The sequence below is a fragment of the Sinomonas cellulolyticus genome, assembly GCF_014656475.1.
Classification (GTDB): Bacteria; Actinomycetota; Actinomycetes; order Actinomycetales; family Micrococcaceae; genus Sinomonas; species Sinomonas cellulolyticus.
In genome coordinates this window covers 55,133-69,876 of the sequence record NZ_BNCM01000006.1, presented here as the reverse complement: position 1 = coordinate 69,876, position 14,744 = coordinate 55,133, and the positions used below count along the sequence as shown (strand labels likewise).

Genomic DNA, 14,744 nt, shown 5'->3' with positions numbered 1-14,744 from the left:
TCTCGTGCGTGATGCGGTGTGCCCCAGCCGTTATCCGCTCCGGCGTTTCGCAGAGGCCCCGCGCACGTACGCCGCGTGAGCCCGCAGGTCCATCGTGCGCCGACGGGTGAGCGCGTACAAGGGCGCGGCGTGTCTACAAGGGCGCGGCGCGCCACAGGATTCCACTGGCGGTGAGAAGCCGAAGGAGATGCGGAGCGCGAGAAGGGCCCGGGCGCTGGCTCTGCCAGCACCCGGGCCCTTCCGCCGGTCCCTTCCGCTACTCGAGGTCGGCGATCGCACGGCCGGTCCGGTCGGGGGCGATGACCGAGAACAGCAGGCCGGCGACCGGACCGATGATGCCGAGTGCAAGGGCGAAGGGAACGCTGCCGGCGATGGTGAGGGCGAAGAGGGGGAAGATGCCGGCGCCGAGGCCGCGGCCCACGTAGTAGCTGGCGCTCGAGCCGGTAGAGCGGATGCGGGTGGGGAAGTACTCGGACATCCACACCCCGAGGACTCCGAAGCCGCCGGCGGCGCCGGCGCAGAGCATGAGGGCCCAGAACGTGGGCCAGGCCCAGAAGTCCGCGCCGACATGGGCCGAGTGGGTCGCCAGGAGGATGAGGAACCAGACGAAACCGACCGTGCCCACGGCGGAGGCGAGGGTGAAGGCGTACTTGCGCCGGATGGCATCCGAGACGACGCCGGTGAGGGTGTAGGCGATGATCGTGGCCACGTAGCCGATGAGGACGACGAGGCTGACGGTGTCGAGGGGCAGCTTCTGGGTGGCCAGCAGGTACGTCGAGAGGTAGGCGCCGACCGAGTTCGTGGTGAGGAACATCGCGGTCGAGAGGACCATGAAGAGCACGGTGCCGATGACGAACTGCGGCTTGAAGATGTCCACCACGGGGACCTTGGTGCGCTGGAGCTCGTCGGGGAGGGTGCCTGCCTTGAGGTGCTGCTGGTAGGCCAGCCACTGCTTGGATTCAGGCAGGAGCCAGAGGGAGGCGATGCCGATGACCATGCTGATGGCGCCGATGCCTACGTACCCGGCGCGCCAGCCGACATCGTGTCCGAGGACGGTGAGGAAGAGGAAGAGGACGCCCTCGGTGAGGATCTCCCCGACGAAGTACATGGCCTGGATGATCCCGCCCATGGTGCCGCGCCGTGCAGTCTTCCAGCACTCGGTGAACATCGAGAAGGACAGGCCGAAGAGGCCTCCCATGCCCACGCCGGCGAGGACCCGCGTGGCCATGAACATCTCGTAGTTGACGGCGAGGCCGCCGAGGAGGGCTGCGATGCCGAAGGCGACGACAGAGATCGCGAAGGTGCGGCGGCGCCCGAGCGTGTCACCCAGGGTGCCGAAGACGAAGCCGCCGAGGATCGAGGCGAACCCCTGCACGGTCGCCACCGTGATGAGCGCGATGGTCGAGACGTGCAGGCTGCCGGAGATGTAGACGAGCGGGTAGCCGATCAGGTTCAGCTCCGCGCCGTCGAAGAGGGTGCCGAGCAGGGCGAAGGCCAGGATGAAGCGGATCTCGCGGCGCGAGTAGATGGTGGCGGTGCCCACGATCGGGGCTCCCTTGATGGTGGAAATCACGTGCGCTTCCTCGTCGTTGAGGCTCTATTGAATCCTAGGTGAGCTTCCGCTCGGGGTGGGCGCGCGACGGCGGGCGGGCACCCGCCGTCGCGCGCTCTGCCGGGATGGGACTCGGCTCAGGCGCGGGCCGGGACGGTGGCGCGGCCCAGGTTCGCCGAGGTGAGGGCGAGGGCGATCTCCTCGTGCGCGCCCGGGGCCAGCGGCAGGAGCGGGGTGCGCACCGTGGCGTGCTCGAGGATGCCGCGGGCCACGAGGCCCTCCTTGAGCGCGACCGTGCCCTCCATGTGCGAGCCGCGGTGGTAGACGTTCTTGGTCACGGGCAGGAGGCGGTCGTGGATCGCGCGGGCTGCAGCGTAGTCCTTGGCCTTGCCAGCGGCGATGAGCTCCACGAGGGGCTCGGGGGCGAGGCCACCGTAGCCGACGAGCGCGCCGTCCACGTCGAACATGGTGTGCAGCAGGTACTCGTCGTGGCACGTGAGGATCTGCAGCTCGGGGAAGGCCGCGCGCAGCACGGGGATCTCGGTGTCCCAGCGGCGCATGTTGCGCACGCCGTTCTTGGTGGCGAAGACGCCCTCCTGGGCGGCGATCTCGAGCTGGGTGTCCAGGTTGTACGTGGCCTTGGTGGCGTCCGGGTACTGGAACAGGATCAGCGGCAGGCCACTGGCCTCGTAGATCTCCTTGTAGCGGCTCTGGGGCGCGCCCTCCTGGTAGCCGAACCGCAGCCAGCCGTGGGACGGGTAGACCAGGCCGGCGGAAGCACCGGCGTCGACGGCGCGCTGGGCCTCCTCGGCGGCGACCTTGTTGCCCTCGCCCGTGATGCCGGCGATGATCGGCAGCCGGCCGTCCACCGCGTCGCGGAACGAGGAGATGACGAGGGCCTGCTCGGCCTGGGTCAGGAAGGTGCCCTCGCCGGCGTGGCCGAGGACCACGAGGCCCTTGACGCCCTCAACGCTGCCGAGCCAGCTGCCGAGGCGGTGGATCGCGTCGACGTCCACGTCGCCGTCGCGGGTGAACGGGGTGACCGGTGCGGGGACGAGGCCGCGGAGGTCGATGGTGCTCATGGTTGCTCCTCTTCGAGTGTGGTTCATGCCGTCCGGAAGGTTTCCTTCGGCTGAGGGAATCGATTCCGTTATCGATTGCTTCAACGGTAAGCTGGGTCACAGGAGCACGTCAAGGGTCGATTTCAAGGAGGTTGCGGTGGCTGGCAAGGAGGCCCGCGCGGGGTCGCGGCCCACGATCGCCGACGTCGCGGAGGCGGCCGGGGTTGCGAGGTCCACGGTGTCCCGGGCCATGAACCGCGAGCACACGTTCTACCGCAGCGACTCCGCGGCGCGCATCCGCGCGGTGGCCGAGTCCCTGGGCTACGAGCCGAACCCGTCCGCGGCGAACCTGCGGCGCCGGCAGACGAACACGATCGGCGTGCTCGTCTCGCGCCTCACCGACACGGTGATGGCCACCCTGTACGAGGAGATCGCCGCGGCCTGCGCTGCGCGCGGGTACCACGCGCTAGTCGCGACGACATACGGCGACCCCGGGCTCGAGCGCGAGAACGGCCACGCGATGCTCGCCTCACGAGTCGACGGCCTCATCCTCACGACGGCGACGACGGAGGGCGGCCTGTGCGCCGAGCTCCTGGAGCGTGGCATCCCGCACGTGCTCGCCCTGCGCGCGTACGGCGCGAGCCCCAGCGTGACGGGCGACGACCCGCTCGGCGGCTACCTCGCGACACGCCACCTCATCGATCTCGGGCACCGGGAGATCGGGATCGTGGCCGGCCCGGACGAGGCGCCCACGGCCTTGGGGCGGCGCGAGGGGTACCGCCGGGCCCTGGCCGAGGGGGGGCTTCAGGAGCGGCCAGAGTTCGTCTACCCGTCGACGTTCTCCATGGAGAGCGGGGAGGCCGCTGCCGAGGCGTTCCTGGCGGGCTCGCGCCGGCCCACCGCGGTGTTCGCGGTCAACGACAACACGGCGATCGGCTTCACCTCAGTGATCCAGCGGGCCGGCCTGCGCATCCCGCAGGACCTCTCGGTGGTCGGCTACAACGACATCCCGCTTGTGGCGCGCCTCGCCGTGCCCCTGACGAGCGTGCGCGTCCCGTTCCGGGAGATCGCCGCGGCCGCGGTGGACGAGCTCCTGACCTCGATCAACGGCCAGCCCGCCTCACCGCAGCGTCAGCGGGTCCTGGCGCCGACGGTGATTCCCCGCGCCTCGACCGGGCGGCCGCCGGGCGAAGCTCGAGATACCGCGCCGCCGCGCCCCCAGACCGCGGCCAGGTAGCACAATGGCTCTGGACGACGACGCCACCCACCATTGCCAAGGAGCCACCCATGGCCGTTCGCGCCGACCTGAACATCTCACTCGACGGCTACGCCTCGACCACGGACCAGACGCCGGAGAACCCGATGGGCGAGGACTGGCCGCGACTCGTCGCGGCCTACACGGGCACTAGGACGTTCCGCGAGAGGGTGCTCGGCGACCGCTCGGGCGAGGGAACCACCGGGGTCGACGACCGCTACGGCGCGGAGTACTTCGAGGGCATCGGCGCGGAGATCATGGGTGCGGGCATGTTCGGCCTGCACACCTTCCCCGACGATCCGGACTGGCGCGGGTGGTGGGGCGACGAACCGCCCTTCCACGCGCCGGTCTTCGTCCTCACCCACGATGCCGACCGCGCGCCCATCGAGTTCGACAACGGCACGGTGTTCCACTTCCTCTCGACCACTCCCGAGGAGGCCCTCGCGAAGGCGATCGACGCCGCGGGCGGGGCTGACGTGCGGATCGGCGGCGGCGTGGACACCGTGCGGGCGTTCCTGCAGGCCGGGCTCGTGGACCGGCTGCACGTGGCCATCTCACCGATCCTCCTAGGCCGCGGCAAGAACCTGTGGCAGGACCTGCGCGGGCTCGAGGCCGGCTACACGATCAGCAGCGAGGTGGCCGAGAGCGGCGTCGTGCACATGACCTTCGCGCGGGACTGACACCGCGACGCGCTCAGAGCCGGCCCTCCTCGGCCACCCGCTTGATGTCCGCCAGGACGGGCGCCCACACATTGGCGACCATCTTCTCGGCGTCGTCCTGGGTCGGGCTGTTGTCGTGGGTCAGGGTCAGTGTTGTGGTGCCGTCGTGCTCCGTCAGCTCGTAGATGACCCTCCCCTACCACGGGCCTGCCGGGCCTGGACCGGCCTCTCCATCCGTGTGGAAGGCCGGTCCGTTCTCGCGGCGCCGGGCGGTCTGAGGCCCGTCGTTCATCGCAGAATCGTCGCTCCTTGCTCACGGCACTAGCGCGAACCCGGAATCCCAACTGGTCTTTGCGAGGGCTGCCATGGTGATCTGCAGAAAACCCAACGCCTCGAGCTCCCGTGCACGCGAAAGTGGTCCGGCGTCGACCGCCCGGAGACCCGCGGCCTCGACGAGGGCGATGACTGCGATCTTCGCGTCGGCATCGTCCCCGGCCAGCACAACAGTCGTGCGCGCTCCACCATTGGTGCCGCTGGCCAAGGTTTCTCCGAAGTTGATGTTGAATGCCTTGACGACCGCCGCATCCGGAATGTCCTTGGCGATTTCAGCTGCTGCAGAGGAGTCAGATGGCACGACCAACTCATCGAAAGTGGTGAAGTCGATCGGGTTGCTGATGTCGATGACGACCTTCCCGCTGAGTCCATCCGGGTAATGCGTAAGCACGTCCGCGACCGCTTCGTAGGGAACTGCGAGGACCACGAGGTCACCTGTGAGCTCATCGCCCATCACCCCGTACCTGGCATCGGGCCGCTCGGGCGAGGAGCTGGCACCGGCCCGGCGCCTGATTATTTGGATATCAGCCCCCGCCCTCACGGACATATCGGCGATCGCCGAACTCATCTTGCCGGTACCGATTATGCTGATCGATGTCATGCGAACAGTGCCCTTCTTGCGTTGCGTGATCGCATTAGAGTCTTCTCAGCGACAGCTGCTGCGTCGTAGTCGTAGAAGAAGCTTCTGCGAAAATCTCGTCCGGCGCGCACGTCGGCGTCGCGTTTCTTGATGTCCTCATACTCAGCTTGGGAGTCGAGCTGTGAACCGCTCCTGCGCGAGCTTGCCTGCATAATGGCTGTTCGCTGCAAGCGAGCCGTCGTGTAGCGTTTGAAGGCATCGATGATGCCCTCGGGGCCTTCAGCCTCCCTGAGGAAGATGGCAAGGCTTACACTGTCTTCAATTGCCTGGTTCACGCCTTGGCCGACGTAAGGCAGCATGGTGTGTGCTGCGTCGCCGAGCAATGTGACTCGACCTCGTGACCAGTTGGCTAGAGGCTCTCGGTCGTACAGTCCCCACCAGAAGGTCTTGTCGATGAGTTTGATGAACTCGCGGAGCCTCGGGTCCCATTCCTCGCCCCCGAACTCGGCGGCGAGTTCGCTTACATCCCCCTCGGCCGACCATGATTCCTTGAGGGGCCTGTCACTTGGGACAAAGCCAACATAGTTGAACAGCTTACGCTGGCGCAGCGGGTAGCACATGAAATGCTTTCCACCCCCCATCCAGACCTGGCTCCTCATCGGCCAGTCTTCGGGAAGGAGGCTCGCGTCAAGCACTCCGCGATATGCGATGGATCCGGAATAGATGGGAGCCGAGGGCTGGACGATCGAATCCCGGACCAGCGAATGGACTCCGTCCGCACCCACCACAGCATCAAACTCGGCATTCACACCATTTTCGAATTCAAGGCGGACGCTCGAGTCCAATGCGTGAATCGATGCCAACCTGTGCCCCAGACGAACCGCATCACTGGGAATTGACCGGCGCAGGACATCGATGAAATCGGCTCTGTGAATGCCAAAACTCTGGTACCGCCCGGCAGAGTCCGACCAAGCAACCTCCGCCACCGGCCTGCCATCCGTGCTCAGGTTCACACCCGGCCCGTCCCATGGCGCACCCGCGAGCTTGACCTCATCAAGCAGACCCAACCTGTCGAGCCCGCGCTGGCCGTTCGGGGCGATCCCGACACCTGCGCCCACTTCAGCCAGCTTCCTAGCCTGCTCGAACACCGTGACCTCGGCCCCAGCAATCTTCATGAGTGCGATCGCGGCAGTGAGTCCACCCAGCCCCCCGCCAATGATCGCGACTCGAGTCGCACGATGATCCATTCTGGTTCTCCTCTAATACATCCGTGTTGCTAGGTGGGCCGGCCACCCCGAAAGGGCGTGACGAGATGTTAGTGAAATGGTTCTCTGGGCCTTAAGGCCGCCAGAGACCTATACGGTTCCGCTACCTCTCGGGGTGAGATCGATGGCAACTGGCAGGTCATCTGTGGCTTTGTGCTGTTGCGGAGCCTGCGCTGGCACGATCCAGGCGGCCGCTGCCCCGAGGACACCAACGATGGCGAAGACGTAGAAACCCCACGGATAGGCGATGCCTGCGGTCAATAGGACTCCTCCGAGCAGAGGCCCGCAGATTGCACCCAGGCGACCCACCCCCGCTGTCCAGCCGACGCCCGTTGCGCGGAGGTGATTCGGGTAGACCTTTTGCGTGTAGGCATAGGTCAACGCCTGCGAGCTGAAGACGAAGAAACCTGCAAGGAACAGGGCTGCGTAGAGAATCGGCTCTGGCAACGGAAGCGCGAATACGGCCAAGAAGATCGCAGCTCCAGCGAACCAGCCGATGGTTGTTCGACGAACTCCTCCGCGGTCAGCGAAACGTCCTCCGAGAAGATAGCCGAGAATTGCTCCCAGGTTGAGGGTCAGCAGAAACGCCAGTGAATTTCCTACCGAGTACCCTGCAGCGCGCATGATCTCGGGAAGCCAGGTGTTGAGCCCGTAGATCAACAACAGACCCATGAACGTGGCGATCCAGAACGCTAGCGTCGCTCGCAGCTGAACGCCCCGGAAGAGGCCACTGATGGTCGCGCGGCTCGCGCGGCCGCTTCTCGCCACGGGCACCGCGGGGGTCCCCTGAGCATCAGGGTCTGAAAGGTAGCGGATCATCAGGGGGACGAGCACTAGCGCCGGCAATGCTCCGGCAACGAACATGGACTGCCATCCAAGCCAGGGGATCAGGAACATTCCGAGCAGCGCGCAGAGCACGGCACCGACGTTGTATCCAGTCATGAGTGTTGTGGTGGCGCTACTGCTCTTGCCCTGGCCAGCTCGGTGCGCGGCCACGATGGCGACCGCGATGGGCATGCAGCCACCGAGACCCACACCCGCGAGGAACCTCAGGATCGTGAAAAGGATCGCCGACGGTGCTGCTGCTGAGAGCAGCGTGAACACGGAGAAGCAGGCCACAGATGCCACCAGCGCCTTGGCCGGGCCGATTCTTTCGGCAACGCTGCCGATGACGATGGCTCCGACCGTCATGCCGACCAGACCGATCATGGCTATGACCGACGCCGTGGCCGCGGTGAGTCCCCAAACGTTGCCCTTCAAGAGGACCGGAAATACTACGGCCAACGCAATAAGGTCGAACCCGTCAAGGGCGACTGACGACCAACACAGCAGCTGTACCCCGCGGCCGGGGCTGGAAGTTGAGAATTGCACGGCGCCTCCTATACGCGTCAATGCCAGCGAGCCTATGTGGCGTGAATTACACCCTCAACGGGCTCACATCGATGGACTTATGGAAGCTATCTATGGCCTCCAGCCCAGAAGGCCTGATCTAGGGGACCGGGACGTCCAGCGTCGGCACAATGGCCCGGCGTCCCTCGCCTCAGTCCTCATGAGCGGATCGTCGTCCGGCCGCACCCGCCCGCATCGAGCCACTGTTCTATTGTTGCCAGATGGGATCCCCCAACCTTCTGGCGCTCGACCTCTTCCGGCTGCGGGTCTTCGTCACGGTGGTGGAACGCAACGGCTATTCCGCCGCTGCCCGCCACCTCCACCTAGCGCAGCCCACCGTTTCGCACCACGTGGCGGAACTCGAGAAGGCACTCGGCTCGGACCTTCTCCGCTACGAACAGCGGGCGATACACCTGACGCCCGCCGGCCAGGAAGTGTACAACTCGGCCCTGCTCATGCTCCGTGAGCAGGAGTCACTGCAGGAATCGCTCAAGGACCTGAAGCACGGCCGTCGCGGCAGGGTCCGGCTCGGAGCCAGCATCGCCTTCGAGCAGCGGTACTTTCTGGACCAAGTGATCGTCCCGTTCTGCCGGAGCCATCAGGGGACATTGCTCTCCCTGCGGTTCGGCCACAGCGGCCAATATGCCCAAGCAGTCCTGGACAGGGAGGTGGACCTTGCATATGTAATCAAGTGGCAGCTGCCCCCCGAAGTTTCCTTCGAACCGCTTCACAAAGCACCCATGAGGTTCCTAGTCCCAAGGTCCCATCCCTTGGCCCGGCAGGAGACCGTTGATATCGAGGACATCGCGGAGGCTGGCCTGATTGCCAGCCCTCTCACAAGCCTCGAGTCGATGTACTACCGGCAGATCCTCAGGGAGAGCGGCATCATCGGGGAGCATTCCGTGATCGAAGTGGACGGCATGCAGGCCCGCGTGCTTGCGGCCGAGGCCGGCCTGGGCGTGGTCGCCACCTTCATCCCCCCCTACGCCCGCGGCTCGGTCATGGCCCCGCTCGTCGAGCTCTCGGTCAATGGTCCGACTGCCCAAGTTCAAATCGGCCTGGTCCGCCGCCCTGCAGACAAGGGACCGGAAAGCGTCGACGCGTTAGCAGACTGGCTGCGCCGCCTGACCTCGGCGTGAAGTCCGACGGCCTGCCGCCCCAGCCCTACATGACTGCAGGACTACCCGTGGCCACAGTGGCGGATGAATGCGGGGAAGCGGCACGGTCGTGACCTGCTACCGCACCAGTTGCTGGGGGCGCACGACGGCGGGCACGCACCCGCCGTTCGTGGGTTCCACGGATCGGTGGAGCCTTCTCCCGCTCGACGGCTTTGCCGACCGCGCGCCCATCGAGTTCGACAACGGCACGGTGTTCCACTTCCTCTCGGCCACCCCCGAGGAGGCGCCGGCCAAGGCGACTGAGGCCGCAGGCGGGGCCGACGTGCGGATCGGCGGCGGCGTGGACACGGTGCGGGAGTTCCTGGAGGCTGGGCTCGTCGACCGGCTGCACGTGGCGATCTCGCCCATCCTGCTCGGCCGCGGGAAGAGCCTGTGGGAGGACCTGCGCGGGCTCGAGGCCGGCTACACCGTCAGCAGCGAGGTCGCCGAGAGCGGCGTCGTGCACATGACCTTCGCGCGGGACTGACGCCGCGACGTGCGGCGCACGCAGGCGAATAGAGACGGAGGAAGCCGCCGAGCTTGTCAACGTCAAGGTCCTCGCGCCCAGCCCACGATGCTCACGCGCGCCGCCGTCGCGGGCATGCAGGAAAGGGGCGAGGGAACAATCATCAACGTCGCCGGCGTGATCGCCTTCAGCGGGCCGGCCCCCGCATTCCCTGATGCCGCGGCGATCAGCGGGCCTGCTGGGCGAGCCTCTTGACCGACTCGGGCGCTTCCTGACCGGCCTTCTTCAGAGCAGCCACGTAGACTTTGGCAGCTGCGGCGCGGTTGGCAGCCTTCTTGGATACGAACCGGCTGCCGGACGTGGTCTTACGCACAGTGCCAGTGACGTTGCGCTTGGTGCCTTCGGCCATCACGATTCCTCCGTCTGCTGGTCCTCTGATTGTGCCCCGGCTTGCTGCGAACCGTCTACGAGCTCGATCTCGTCACCCGGGAAGACGATCGGGTCGAGCGCCGTAGCTGCGAACTTTGCCGCTTCCACATCCGGCGCCTCCCCAACCAGCTGTGCAAGTGCCGCAATGCCCAGAGCCTGCGCGGCTTTCTTCCCAGCGCGCGCGTGACCCCCGGACCGTCGCGATGCATGCATTGCTGAGGCAGACCGGCTGCCGGCATGGCGTTTGTGCTCGGTCCCCGGCGCTCAGGAAGTTCCGTCGCACGCACGACGGCGCTTCCCCGGCTCGGGTGCGCGGCGTCACCGGAGCGTCCGCCCTAGGGCCGGCCCTCCTCGACCACCCGCTTGATGTCCGCCAGGACGGGCGCCCACGCATTGGCGACCATCTCCTCGGCGTCGGCCTGGGTCGGGCTGTTGCCGTGGGTCAGGGTCAGCGTTGTGGCGCCGTCGTGCTCCGTCAGCTCGTAGGTGACATGGTGGTAGTTCTCGGGCGAGTCATCGGTGCCGGCCAACGGGCTCCAGTGGGTCGTGCTGACGACCCTGGGCGGCTCGTAGCGCAGGACCGTGCCCTTGTCGGTGTAGGGCTGCCCCTTCCATTCCCCGCTCCAGGTCACGGAGCCGCCTGGACGCCAGTCGGCTTCGAGCGTGGTCCCGTGGAGGTACAGCGAGACGGTCTCGGGGTCGACGAGCGCATCCCACACCCGCTCGATCGGGGCGTTGATCGTGATCGACGTCTGGGCTGAATAGGTACCCGCCATGGCGCGATCGTAATGCCGCACACGGGAGGGGACGAGGGCTGCCGCATGGATTGGAAACTGGTCTCCCTGACGAGGCCTACCCCTGCGACCCCGCCGTCTTCAGGAAGGCGGCAATGTCTTCGAGAGTGCTGAGGGCACCGGGCAGCAGGTTCACGTTGGCGAGGAAGCCATGCAGCTGGCCCTCGATGAGACGGGTACTGACCGGAACTCCGGCAGCAGCCAAGCGGTCAGCATAGGCCTGCCCCTCGTCTCGCAGAACGTCGTACTCGGCCAAGATCACCATGGCCGGCGGAGCCCCGGCCAGACCTGTCGTGCGAAGCGGTGAGGCGTTCGGTTCGGTTCGGCGTGCGACCTCGGGGACGTACTGGTCCCAGAAGTAGCCCATCGTTTCCCGAGTCAGCGAGAGCTGATTGGCCTGGTGTGCGTAGGACGGGTAGTCCATCGTGCAGTCGGTTACCGGGCAGCACAGGATCTGGCACGCCACCACTTCGGCTCGGCGGAGAGCCACGGCTGCCGCGAGGTTGCCGCCCGCGCTCTCGCCGAGGACAATCACGGGTGCTGCTGAGGAACCGGTGAGGGTGCCAGCGTGTGCTGCTGCCCAGTCCACGGCTTCCACCGCATCGTCGAAGGCTGCCGGGTAGCGGTGTTCAGGAGCTTTGCGGTACTCGACCGCCACCACGGTCATGTCGGCAAGCTGCGCGAGGTGGCGGCTCATTGGGGTGACAGCATCGACGCTGCCCAGTACCCAGCCTCCTCCGTGGAATACGAGGACCACCCCGAGAGTGTGGCGGGAGGGCTTGAAGATCCGGGCCGAGAGGGGCCTTTCCGCATCGATGAGGACGTCTTCCTCATGGCTCATCTTCGGGCCGTTTCCGAGTGCCGGGAGGTTGCGCAGGGCTCGTTTGCGGGCTTCGGCCAGTGGGATTTCGTGCAGGGGAAGGCCGCCGGCCGCACGCATCGTTTCGAGCATCTTCTGGCTGGCCGCGTCAAGTGGCACGTTGTCTCCCGTTGTCCAGGCAGGTCGCGTCGATCAGTGGCGAACCGTGAAATCGCGGTCGAAATCGACCTCGTGAGTCAGTCGCCAGTACTCGAGGTGGCTGAAAGGCCAGATCTGGGACACCCGGCCGTGGCGGTTCTTGTACCAGCTGCGCACCTGCGGCCGCCCCCAGGCGCGCGTGGCGTTCGCGGCGTCGACCTTCCCGACGATGTCCTCGAGGGCAGACTGCCTCACGTCGAAGCCCTTCACGCCCCGCAATAGGGTCTGATGGATGGCCTCGACGGCGAATTCGACGCCGCACTCCATCATGAAGTGCTGGCTGCCGTGCACGACGTAGTTCGTGTTCGGACCCATGACGATGAACAGGTTCGGGTAGCCCGGGACTGAGATACCGGCCCATGCGCGCGCGTCGCCCTGCCAGTGCTCCTTGAGGGTCTGGCCCGTCGCACCGCGGACCTCGATCGGGTCGAGGAAGTCAGAGGCGAGGAACCCTGTCGCATAGATGATGACATCGAACTCGTGGAAGTCGCCGTCTGCCGTCGTGATTCCGTTCTCGGTGAAATGGTCGATGCCGCTTGTGACAATCTGGGCGTGGGGGCGCTGGAGTGCCTGGGCCCATACGCCGTTGTCGCGCAGCATGCGTTTGGCACCCGGGGGATAGTTCGGCACCACCGTGGCGAGCAGCTCGGGATGGTCCTTCCACTGCGCGCCGATGACTTCGGTGAGGATCTGGCGAACCTTGAGGTTGACGGGAGACACGGAGTCCTCGCGCTCCCAGCCGGCTGCGGCGATCACAGTGTGGGCACGGCCGGTGGCGGACTGGAAGAAGCCGGAGAGGCGGAACCACTGCCCGTAGTAGGGGACGTGCTCGCACAGCCAGCTCAGCGCCGAGGGAGTCGCGTCGTGGTAGTTCGGCGCCGGGACCATCCACGGGCCCGATCGCTGGAAGACGGTCAGCTGCGCGACGCGGTCCACGATGGCCGGGACGATCTGATAGGCGCTGGCGCCGGTGCCGATGACGGCGACCCGCTTGCCGGCCAGATCCACCCCGTGGTCCCAGCGTGCCGAGTGCATCTGCGCGCCGCGGAAGTCGCCGCGCCCCGGATATTCGGGGATGTTCGGCCGCTCGAGCTGGCCGACTGCCGAGATGACGGCGTTGAAGCGCTGGACGGTGTCTGTTCCCCCCGACCGCGTCACGACCTCCCAGTCCCCGCGCTCCTCGTCCCACGTGAGAGCCGTGACCTCGGTGTCGAACACGACGTGCTTGCGCAGGCCCGCTCGCTCAACGATCTCGAGCGCGTACTCCTCGATCTCCTCTCCTCGGGCGTAGGCGCTGGGCCAGTCGGCGCGTTGGGCGAAGGAGTAGCTGTAGGCGAAGGTCGGGGTGTCAAGGCGCGCGCCGGGATAGGTGTTGGCCCACCACACCCCGCCGACATCGGGGTTCTTCTCGAACGCCGTGAACGGTACGCCCGCCTGGCTCAGCCGGTACATGGCGGCGATGCCGGACATGCCCGTGCCGATCACCGCCACCTTGAACTCGCGGCCCTGGGAGACCTCTTCGAACGTCCAGTCAGGGGCACCGAGCTTCTTCGGCGCGAGGTCCAGCTCGTGGGTCAGCAGCTCGGTGTCCGCATCGCTCGCCCCGTTGGTGAGGAAGTCGAGCAGGATGCGCGTCTCCGCCGCATCGAGGCGGCGCGGCGTGGTCAGGCGATCGTCCCGCACCCGCTTGAGGGCGGTGAGGGCCACGTCGCGTGCCTCCGCCTGCGCTTCGACACCCAGTCCGCCGTGCGGGGCCGGAACGACGTCCGTTGGCGGGAATGACGGCCGAAGCCCGGGCCGCAGGATCTGGAAGTCTCCTGTGACGGCGGCGAGCGCGACGAGCAGCGACGGCAGGTCAGCCTCGTGGACGATGCGCTGCAGGAACGCATCGCCCTCAGTGATCGGCTGGTACTCGTCGCGCCAGTACACATCGTCGACTGCGTCTGTGAGCGTGCCGATCGCCTCGGGAATCGTCATTGAAGCCTCCTCGTCCGGCATCACTCGTGTAGATAATGCACATTTACTTCGAACTGTGAGTAAATAGTGATCGTCGATGGATCGCGTTGTCAAGCGACTCGAGGAGCGCCGATACGCTGTGAGGATGCCCGAGAACTCGCGCTCAGCCCCGCAGGGGTCGCAGACGCTGGCCCGCGGAATTCAGGCGCTCAAGACCGTGGCAATGTCGCGCTCCGGGCTTTCGATCCAGGAAGTGGCGGCTGGATTGGGCATCCACCGCAGCGTCGCCTCGCGGTTGCTTCAGACCCTTTCAGAGGGCGGGCTCATCACGCGCGGAGGCGATGGGCGGTATCGGGCTGGTGCAGGCCTGATCCCGTTGGCGCGCAACGGTGTGGCAGTCTTCCGTGAGGAAGCGCTGCCCGAGGTCAGGCGCCTGTGCGACAGGCTGGGCGTGACGGTCGCCCTCTTCGTGGAGCAGGCCGGGGCAGCCTACGCACTCCTGGTGGAGGCCCCGCGTTCGGCGGGCTTCCATCTCTCGCTCAGCGAGGGTGCAAGCTACCCTTTCGACCATGGCGCCGCCACGTGGGCGCTGCGTTCCCTCCACCCTGCCCGCCCAGACGACCCCGCCATCCTGACCGAGGCGCGCTCGCGAGGCTGGGTCCGCACTGCCGGTGAGGTTGAACCGGGCGCGTATGCGTTGGCAGTCCCGATCGGTTCAGATGGACTGCGTCCCAACGCCTGTCTGGCCGTCATCACGCTGCGGGAGGAGCTACTCGACGGCGCACTCGAGCCGCTGCTCGAGTCTTCGCGGAGGATTGGCGCATGACCGT

The 14,744-nt window shown here is 66.7% G+C and carries 16 protein-coding genes; 5 read left to right on the top strand and 11 right to left on the bottom strand.

The window, feature by feature from the left end; translation table 11 throughout:
• Positions 1 to 256: 256 nt before the first annotated feature.
• Positions 257 to 1,573, bottom strand: coding sequence for an MFS transporter (locus tag IE231_RS09215; RefSeq protein WP_189693668.1), 1,317 nt, complete (start codon positions 1,571 to 1,573; stop codon positions 257 to 259).
• 116 nt (positions 1,574 to 1,689) lie between these two features.
• Positions 1,690 to 2,634 carry a dihydrodipicolinate synthase family protein gene (locus IE231_RS09210; protein WP_189693667.1) on the bottom strand — a complete coding sequence of 315 codons (945 nt, stop codon included), beginning with the start codon at positions 2,632 to 2,634 and terminating at the stop codon, positions 1,690 to 1,692.
• 136 nt (positions 2,635 to 2,770) lie between these two features.
• On the opposite strand from IE231_RS09210, the gene IE231_RS09205 reads away from it, so the two are divergent.
• Positions 2,771 to 3,850, top strand: a complete 1,080-nt coding sequence (locus tag IE231_RS09205) for a LacI family DNA-binding transcriptional regulator (protein ID WP_229866608.1) — start codon at positions 2,771 to 2,773, stop codon at positions 3,848 to 3,850.
• A 50-nt stretch (positions 3,851 to 3,900) separates the two neighbouring features.
• Positions 3,901 to 4,548: a dihydrofolate reductase family protein gene (locus tag IE231_RS09200; RefSeq protein ID WP_189693665.1), complete on the top strand. Its 648-nt coding sequence runs from the start codon at positions 3,901 to 3,903 to the stop codon at positions 4,546 to 4,548.
• 13 nt (positions 4,549 to 4,561) lie between these two features.
• Here the strand turns inward: IE231_RS09200 and IE231_RS18560 are convergent, their stop codons facing one another.
• The 4 genes from IE231_RS18560 to IE231_RS09180 all read right to left on the bottom strand — a co-directional run bounded on the left by IE231_RS18560 (position 4,562) and on the right by IE231_RS09180 (position 8,076).
• Entirely contained in the window at positions 4,562 to 4,714 is a 153-nt protein-coding gene (locus IE231_RS18560; protein WP_189693828.1) for an SRPBCC domain-containing protein, read from the bottom strand.
• Positions 4,715 to 4,840: 126 nt separating this feature from the next.
• A complete protein-coding gene (locus IE231_RS09190; RefSeq protein WP_189693664.1) occupies positions 4,841 to 5,461 on the bottom strand; it encodes an NADPH-dependent F420 reductase in 621 nt (206 codons plus the stop codon).
• Entirely contained in the window at positions 5,458 to 6,687 is a 1,230-nt protein-coding gene (locus tag IE231_RS09185) for an FAD-dependent monooxygenase (RefSeq protein ID WP_189693663.1), read from the bottom strand. Before IE231_RS09185 ends, IE231_RS09190 begins: the two co-directional genes overlap by 4 nt.
• Positions 6,688 to 6,795: 108 nt before the next feature.
• Positions 6,796 to 8,076: an MFS transporter gene (locus IE231_RS09180; protein ID WP_189693662.1), complete on the bottom strand. Its 1,281-nt coding sequence runs from the start codon at positions 8,074 to 8,076 to the stop codon at positions 6,796 to 6,798.
• 239 nt (positions 8,077 to 8,315) lie between these two features.
• Between IE231_RS09180 and IE231_RS09175 the strand changes: the two genes are divergently transcribed.
• Both IE231_RS09175 and IE231_RS09170 read left to right on the top strand, forming a co-directional pair.
• Positions 8,316 to 9,233, top strand: coding sequence for a LysR family transcriptional regulator (locus tag IE231_RS09175; RefSeq protein ID WP_189693661.1), 918 nt, complete (start codon positions 8,316 to 8,318; stop codon positions 9,231 to 9,233).
• Between the two features lie 148 nt (positions 9,234 to 9,381).
• Positions 9,382 to 9,738, top strand: coding sequence for a dihydrofolate reductase family protein (locus tag IE231_RS09170; RefSeq protein WP_229866607.1), 357 nt, complete (start codon positions 9,382 to 9,384; stop codon positions 9,736 to 9,738).
• A 205-nt stretch (positions 9,739 to 9,943) separates the two neighbouring features.
• Here the strand turns inward: IE231_RS09170 and IE231_RS09165 are convergent, their stop codons facing one another.
• From IE231_RS09165 to IE231_RS09150, 5 genes are all read right to left on the bottom strand, one after another.
• On the bottom strand, positions 9,944 to 10,126 hold the full coding sequence (locus tag IE231_RS09165) for a hypothetical protein (RefSeq protein ID WP_189693659.1): 183 nt from the start codon (positions 10,124 to 10,126) through the stop codon (positions 9,944 to 9,946).
• Complete coding sequence (locus tag IE231_RS18430) at positions 10,126 to 10,254, bottom strand: hypothetical protein (protein WP_255430038.1); 129 nt, start codon at positions 10,252 to 10,254, stop codon at positions 10,126 to 10,128. The genes IE231_RS09165 and IE231_RS18430 overlap by 1 nt, the downstream gene beginning before the upstream one ends.
• 227 nt (positions 10,255 to 10,481) lie before the next feature.
• Positions 10,482 to 10,922, bottom strand: coding sequence for an SRPBCC family protein (locus IE231_RS09160; RefSeq protein WP_189693658.1), 441 nt, complete (start codon positions 10,920 to 10,922; stop codon positions 10,482 to 10,484).
• Positions 10,923 to 10,998: 76 nt separating this feature from the next.
• Positions 10,999 to 11,919, bottom strand: coding sequence for an alpha/beta hydrolase (locus IE231_RS09155; RefSeq protein WP_201896966.1), 921 nt, complete (start codon positions 11,917 to 11,919; stop codon positions 10,999 to 11,001).
• A gap of 33 nt (positions 11,920 to 11,952) precedes the next feature.
• The gene (locus IE231_RS09150; protein ID WP_189693657.1) at positions 11,953 to 13,935 is read right to left on the bottom strand and encodes a flavin-containing monooxygenase; all 1,983 of its coding nucleotides are present in this window, start codon (positions 13,933 to 13,935) and stop codon (positions 11,953 to 11,955) included.
• A 124-nt stretch (positions 13,936 to 14,059) separates the two neighbouring features.
• Between IE231_RS09150 and IE231_RS09145 the strand changes: the two genes are divergently transcribed.
• Positions 14,060 to 14,740 (top strand): IclR family transcriptional regulator, encoded by a 681-nt coding sequence (locus tag IE231_RS09145; RefSeq protein WP_189693656.1) that lies wholly within the window; start codon positions 14,060 to 14,062, stop codon positions 14,738 to 14,740.
• Positions 14,741 to 14,744: the final 4 nt, after the last annotated feature.

Bases quoted from the DNA above. Each gene is read 5' to 3' on its own strand.
- IE231_RS09185 (WP_189693663.1), bottom strand. From the start codon at position 6,687: ATGGATCATCGTGCGACTCGAGTCGCGATCATTGGCGGGGGGCTGGGT.
- IE231_RS09200 (WP_189693665.1), top strand. From the start codon at position 3,901: ATGGCCGTTCGCGCCGACCTGAACATCTCACTCGACGGCTACGCCTCG.
- IE231_RS09210 (WP_189693667.1), bottom strand. From the start codon at position 2,634: ATGAGCACCATCGACCTCCGCGGCCTCGTCCCCGCACCGGTCACCCCG.
- IE231_RS09145 (WP_189693656.1), top strand. From the start codon at position 14,060: ATGCCCGAGAACTCGCGCTCAGCCCCGCAGGGGTCGCAGACGCTGGCC.
- IE231_RS09150 (WP_189693657.1), bottom strand. From the start codon at position 13,935: ATGACGATTCCCGAGGCGATCGGCACGCTCACAGACGCAGTCGACGAT.
- IE231_RS09165 (WP_189693659.1), bottom strand. From the start codon at position 10,126: ATGGCCGAAGGCACCAAGCGCAACGTCACTGGCACTGTGCGTAAGACC.
- IE231_RS09175 (WP_189693661.1), top strand. From the start codon at position 8,316: ATGGGATCCCCCAACCTTCTGGCGCTCGACCTCTTCCGGCTGCGGGTC.
- IE231_RS09160 (WP_189693658.1), bottom strand. From the start codon at position 10,922: ATGGCGGGTACCTATTCAGCCCAGACGTCGATCACGATCAACGCCCCG.
- IE231_RS09190 (WP_189693664.1), bottom strand. From the start codon at position 5,461: ATGACATCGATCAGCATAATCGGTACCGGCAAGATGAGTTCGGCGATC.